Source organism: Streptomyces sp. NPDC006624 (assembly GCF_040611555.1).
Classification (GTDB): Bacteria; Actinomycetota; Actinomycetes; order Streptomycetales; family Streptomycetaceae; genus Streptomyces.
Window position 1 is genome coordinate 1 of sequence record NZ_JBEXOM010000046.1, and the last position, 6,364, is coordinate 6,364.

Sequence of the window (6,364 nt, forward strand, 5' to 3'; positions counted from 1 at the left end):
TCAGCGCCGCGCGCCCCGCGGGCCCGCGGGGCGCGCGGGCGGGCACGCTGAACCCGGGGTGTCGGCGGCGGTGGCCAATCCCGGCGGCAGGGGGCGCCTGCCCGGGCGGAACGAGCGAACGGGCAGGGCAGATTCGTGCGGTGGCGAGACCGACGGCGGCGGAGCGGGGGACCGGCCGGGCCCGGGGCGTCACCGGCCACCAGGACCCTGTTCGTCCTCCTCGCCATCGAGAACCTGCTGATCAACTACACGTCGACCGCCATGAACGTGGCGCTGTCCGCGCTGGTCCGGGATCTGCACACCACACTGACCGGTGTGCAGGCGGCGATCTCGCTGTACGCCCTGGTGGCCGCCGCGTTCCTGATCACCGGCAGCAAGGCCGGCGCCCGCCACGGCCACCGGCGGACCTTCCTCCTCGGCGGCGTGGTCTTCGCCCTCGGGTCGCTGATCACGGCCTTCGCCCCCGGCCTGCCGTCGGTGCTGCTCGGCTGGTCGCTGCTCCAGGGGCTCGGCGTCGCCCTGATGCTGCCGGCGCTGCTGGCGATGCTCACCGGGGCCTTCACCGGAGCGGCCCGCACCAAGGCGCTGTCCACCCTGGCGATGACCTCCGGAGTCGGTGCGACGGCCGGTCCCGTGGTCGGCGGTCTGATCACCACCTACCTGGACTGGCGCGTGTCCTTCCTCCTGGGCGCCGGGGTCACCCTGACCGTGGCCTGGCTCCTGCGGCACACGGCCGGTGCCCGGCCCTCGCCCGTCGCCACCGGACAGCGCTTCGACGTCCTGGGGGTGGTGCTCTCCACGACCGGGCTGGCGCTGCTCGTCGTGGCGAGCCTGCTCGTGGGGCGCTACGGCCTGCTGGAGGCCCGGCAGGACTTCACGGTGTTCGGGATCACGCTGCTGGAGCGCGGCGGTGTGTCACCCGTTCCCGTCCTGTCGGCCGTGGGGCTGGTGGTCCTGGCCGTCTTCGCCGGGTGGGAGCGGCACCTCGTCACAAGCGGCGGCGATCCGCTGGTACGGGTGTCGGTGCTGCGCGACCGCACGGTCCGCACCGGGACGTCGGCCCAGATGATGCAGATCCTGGTGCCGAGCGGCGCGCTCTTCCTGGTGCCGGTGTTCCTGCAGACGACCCTCGGGTTCGACGCCCTGCGCTGCGGGGTGGTGCTGCTGCCCACCGCGCTGGGCCTGTTGCTGGCCGCCGGGCCGACCGCCCGGCGCGTCGGCCGGGGGCGGATGACGCATCGCGCCGCCGCGATGGGGGCGTTCGCCCTCATGGCCGCCGGCTGCGGCGCCGTCGCCCTTCTGTTCGGCCCGGACGCGCAGGGTGTGGCAGCGGTGGGGCTGGCCCTCGCGCCGGGCATCCTCCTGCTGGGGCTCGGCCGGGGCATGGCCACGACGATCACCGACCTCGTCCAGTCGGCGCCGCCGCCGGACGAGGTGAGCGATGTGACGGGGCTGTCGCGCACGGCCGGCTATCTGGGCAGTTCGTTCGGGGTCGCGCTCGCCGGTGCCCTGGTCACGGCGGGGCTGCTGTACGCGTTCGAGGCCGGCGTGCGGGACAGCGGTGTCCTGACCGCCGCCCAGAAGGAGACGGCGACCCGGACGCTGGAGCAGCAGGTCCAGATCACCGCCGCGTCCGACGACGCCCTGCGCGCGCGGCTGGCCTCCCGGGGCGTCACGGGGGCCGCGGCCGACGAGCTGGTGCGGATCAACGCCCGGGCCAGGGAGCAGGCGCTGACCGTCTCCGCCCTCGGCATGGCGGTGCTGGCGGTGGCCGGCTGGCTGCAGGCGCGCCGGATTCCGGCCGGCTGAGACCCACCCGTCCGCCTCCCCCTGCCCGGGTGGCCCCCACACGGCGGCCACCCGGGTCGGCCGGCTCCCCCCGCTCAGGCAGGGGCGCCCACCCGTTGCCGCTCCGCCTCGGCGAGGCGCGCGGAGCGGGTCCGGGGGCCGAGGGATCCCCGGTCCGGGTGACGTTCGGGGAGGCCGGTGCGCTGGACAGTGCGGGCCGGTCCGTGTGACGTCTGTGCCCGAACTCCGTCCCTGTGAACTGAGGTCCAAGTGGCATCGCGTGCAGCACGTCATCGGCGTTCGTTGAAGCGTCGTCTCCTCGCCGGGGCGTCCGTCGCCGCGGCGGCCGGGCTCGTGGTCACCGCCACGGCGGAGTTCGACGCCGAGGCTGCGTGGACGTCGTCGTGGAACGTGTCGGCGTCCGGCTGGTTCGCCGCCGACTCGCCCCAGGTGTCCGTCGACCGCCAGGGCGACGCGCTGCTGGCCTGGACGGCCGGTGACCTGTCGACCACGTACTCCTACCAGCGCGTCCAGACGAGGGTGAAGTTCGCCGGCGGCACCACCGGAGGGATCCGCACCCTGTCGCCGGACGGCGCCGCGGTGTCCTGGCCGGAGGTCGCCTCGGACGACACCGGCGACTCGGCGGTGGTCTGGCAGCAGGACAGCCAGGTCGTGGGCCGGCGGGTCGCGGCCTCCGGCAGCCTGGTCGGACCGCTCCGGAAGCTCTCCACGTCGGCACCGGCGACCACCCCCGTCGTCGCCGTGACGCCGGGCGGCACCGCGATGGCGGCGTGGACGGAGGTCCGCGACGGGAGCTGGTACGCGGTCGCCCGCCGCCTCGAGCTCGACGGCACGCTCGGCGCGGCCATCACCCTCGGCTCCGGCTCGGCCGAGAAGCCGGCCGTCGGCGTCGACCGGAACGGCCGGTTCGTCGTCGCCTGGGCGCGCGCCTCGGACGTCGTGGCCAAGCGCATCACCTCGACGTCCGTCTCCTCGACGAAGGTGCTCACCGCGCCGATCGCGTCGTACGGCGGCTTCGGCATGGTCCGCGCCGGCGTCGACCGGGACGGCGACGCGGTCATCAGCTACCACTCCGGCGGCGGCTCGGTCGCCCAGGTCTGGGCGTCGCGCTGGAGCCGCACCGGCACCCTCGCCGCCCCGCTGCGCGTCTCGGCGGCCACGGACAACGTGGGCCTCCACCACGCCCTGGCCACGGACCTCGACGGCGACTCCATGATCGTGTGGACGCGCTACACCAGCGGCAAGCCCGAGCTGCTCGGCCGCCGGATCTCCGCGGGCGGCACCCGCGGCGGCGTCACCGTCCTCGGCCCCGGCGACCGTCCCGACCTGGCGCTCGACGACGACGGCGACGGCATGCTCGTCTTCCACACGGTCGTTCCCAAGTCGACGCCCCCGTACAGCTACACGAAGACCGGTGCCCGCCTGGTCAGCCGCTCCGGCACGTTCGGCACCGCGAAGACGCTCACGTCGGACGGCCGGGTGCCGCAGGTCGACGCCCGCCCCAGCTCCCGGTTCACGGTGATCTGGCAGCAGGAGACCTACCCGTACACGATCAAGTCCGTCACCGGACCCTGACCGGCCTCATCCCCTCCGCCGCGCACCGCCCGGCGGTTACCCCTCATCGCTCCGTGAAGGAGACACATGCGCAAGCGCGCTGTCCTTGCCGTACTCACCGCCGTCGCCGGAGTGGCGGGCCTCGCCGTGCCCGGCGCCCACGCGGACGACAACGTCGGCGACATCCAGGTCGACAACGTCGTCGTCAACGGCGGCAAGAACATCGTCGTCGACACGGCCGACAAGACGGTCACGGTCTCCGTGACCGCCACCGACCCGTCGGGCATCTGGGACGCGGACTTCCACCTGTGGCGCGGCCCGGCCGGCGCCGACCCGTACTTCAGCGCCGACAGCCTCATCGAGCCGAACGAGAACACCACCCCGGCGGACTGCGTCGCCTCCAGCGCCACGACGTCGACCTGCTCGAAGACCTTCACCTTCGAACCGGACTGGTGGCTCACCAACGCCGACGCCGGCACCTGGAAGGTCCAGGTCCAGGTCTCGGCCAACGACGGCAGCTACACCGACCGGTGGGCATACAGCACCACCCGCCTCCAGCGGCACTCCAAGCTGACCGTCAACGCCAGCCCGGAGCCGATCGCCAAGGGCAAGACGCTCACCGTCACCGGCAAGCTCAGCCGGGCCAACTGGGACACGCTCGACTACCGCGGCTACACCAACCAGCCCGTCAGGCTGCAGTTCCGCAAGGCCGGTACGTCGACCTACACCACGGTCAAGACCGTCTACACCTCCAGCACCGGCACCCTGACGACCACGGCCACCGCGTCCGAGGACGGCTACTGGCGCTGGAACTTCGCCGGCACGACCACCACGCCGTCCGCGGTGGCGACCGGCGACTTCGTGGACGTGCAGTAACCCGAACCCGGCCCGGCAGGGTGCGGACCCGCACACCGGCCAGCCGAAGCGCTCCCGCTCCCCTGCCGGGGGGCGGGAGCGCTCTCGCGTTCCCCGTTCCGTCCGGCGGACACCCCTGCACCGACCGCATCCCCTCGGGCGCGTGACGGGTCCGGCCGTCCTGCCTGGGGCTTCGTTCATGGGGCCGGCACGGGGGGAGCTGTCCGGCGTCTCCGGGCGGTAGCTTGGTGGGGAAGGCCCCTTGAGGAGGGCGATTCCATGCCGTGGTTCGTATGGTTGCTCGCCGCCGCGGCACTGGGTGCCGCGGAATTCTTCACCCTGACCCTGGTATTCGGGTTGCTGGCGGGCGCCGCGCTGGTCGCCGCCGTGGTCGCCGGTGTCGGCATCGGTCTGGCCGGCCAGCTCCTGGCCCTGGTGGCAGCGGCGGCGGCGGGCCTCGTCGTCGTCCGTCCCATCGCGCTGCGGCACATGGCACAGCAGCCCCTCACCCGCGAGGGCAGCGACGCCCTGATCGGCAAGCGGGCCGAGGTCATGCAGGAGGTCACCGCGACGCGGGGCCTGATCAAGCTCTCCGGTGAGGAGTGGTCCGCGCGCGCCCTCGACGAGAGCCACGTCATCCCGGTGGGAGCGCTGGTGGACGTCATGGAGATCGAAGGGGCGACGGCCATCGTCTACCCCCGCGAACTCCTTCCCTGAACGGCTGAACAGGCGGAACACGCTGAACACACAGCAATGGAGGCACTGTGGATCCAGTCGTCATCCCCGTTCTCGTGGTGGCCCTCGTCGTCATCTTCCTGGTGGCCTCCTCCGTGCGGATCGTCCCGCAGGCGCGCCGCTACAACGTCGAGCGGTTCGGCCGGTACCGCCGGACACTGCAGCCCGGGCTGAACCTGGTCGTGCCGGTGGCCGACCGCATCAACACCAAACTCGACGTGCGCGAGCAGGTCTACTCGTCCGACCCCCGGCCGGTGATCACCGAGGACAACCTCGTGGTGAACATCGACACCGTGCTCTACTACCAGATCACCGACCCGCGGGCGGCGGCCTACGAGGTCGCCGACTACCTCCAGGCCATCGACCAGCTCACCGTGACCACGCTGCGCAACGTCATCGGCAGCATGGACCTGGAGGAGACGCTCACCTCGCGCGAGGAGATCAACTCCCGGCTGCGCGCCGTCCTCGACGACGCCACCGGCAAGTGGGGCATCCGGGTCAACCGCGTCGAGATCAAGGCCATCGACCCGCCGCACACCATCAAGGAGGCGATGGAGAAGCAGATGCGGGCCGAGCGGGACAAGCGCGCGGCCATCCTGCACGCCGAGGGGGAGCGGCAAGCCAAGATCCTCACGGCGGAAGGCACGAAGCAGAAGGACATCCTGGAGGCGCAGGGCACGCAGCAGGCCATGATCCTGCGGGCGGACGGCGAGGCCAAGGCGGTGGAACTCGTCTTCCAGGCCGTCCACCGCAACAACGCCGACCCGAAGGTCCTGGCCTACAAGTACCTCGAGACGCTGCCGCACCTGGCGAGCAGCGACAACAACACGTTCTGGGTGATCCCGGGGGAGCTGACCGAGGCGGTCCGGACCGTCACCCGCGCGTTCGGTGATCAACCGGCGGCGGACGCTCACGCGCCCGCACAGCCCGAGGAGGCGGCCACCGCCGCCACCGACCGCGCGTCGGGCGAAGGCGGGCCCCCGGAGCTCGATGCGGGCTGGACGGCGACGTTCGACGCCGCAGCGGCCGCCGACGAGGCCGGGAAACAGGCCGCCGCCGCGGTGAGCGACGCCAAGGCGGAGGCGGAGGCCGCGAAGTCACCCCAGACCCCACGCCGGGGACAGACGCCCGGCGCCTGAGCCCACCCGCGGTCATCGCGGGTGGCCCGGCGACACCCACGGCGGCTTGCCGGTACCCGGCGGGTCACCGACCACGGGCCGGGCAACCGGCCGCGCGCCGGGCAACCGGCCGTGCGCCGGGAAAGCCGGCCGTGCGCCGGGAAAGCCGGCCGCGCGCCGGGCGAGGGCATCGGCCGCGGGCCGGGGGAGGGCATCGGCCGCGGGCCGGGGGAGGGCACCGGCCGCGGGCCGGGGGAGGGCACCGGCCGCGGGCTCGGCCGGGGCAGCTCGTG

The 6,364-nt window shown here is 73.4% G+C and carries 5 protein-coding genes; all 5 read left to right on the forward strand.

Annotation, left to right across the window (positions count from 1 at the left end; all coding sequences use genetic code 11):
- The first annotated feature begins 135 nt into the window (after positions 1 to 135).
- On the forward strand, positions 136 to 1,809 hold the full coding sequence (locus ABZY20_RS36985; RefSeq protein WP_356447897.1) for an MFS transporter: 1,674 nt from the start codon (positions 136 to 138) through the stop codon (positions 1,807 to 1,809).
- Between the two features lie 282 nt (positions 1,810 to 2,091).
- Positions 2,092 to 3,384, forward strand: a complete 1,293-nt coding sequence (locus ABZY20_RS36990) for a hypothetical protein (protein ID WP_356447899.1) — start codon at positions 2,092 to 2,094, stop codon at positions 3,382 to 3,384.
- Positions 3,385 to 3,450: 66 nt separating this feature from the next.
- Positions 3,451 to 4,239: a calcium-binding protein gene (locus tag ABZY20_RS36995; RefSeq protein ID WP_356447901.1), complete on the forward strand. Its 789-nt coding sequence runs from the start codon at positions 3,451 to 3,453 to the stop codon at positions 4,237 to 4,239.
- Positions 4,240 to 4,497: 258 nt separating this feature from the next.
- On the forward strand, positions 4,498 to 4,935 hold the full coding sequence (locus ABZY20_RS37000) for an NfeD family protein (protein ID WP_356447903.1): 438 nt from the start codon (positions 4,498 to 4,500) through the stop codon (positions 4,933 to 4,935).
- A 47-nt stretch (positions 4,936 to 4,982) separates the two neighbouring features.
- Complete coding sequence (locus ABZY20_RS37005; protein WP_356447905.1) at positions 4,983 to 6,092, forward strand: SPFH domain-containing protein; 1,110 nt, start codon at positions 4,983 to 4,985, stop codon at positions 6,090 to 6,092.
- Positions 6,093 to 6,364 lie beyond the last annotated feature (272 nt).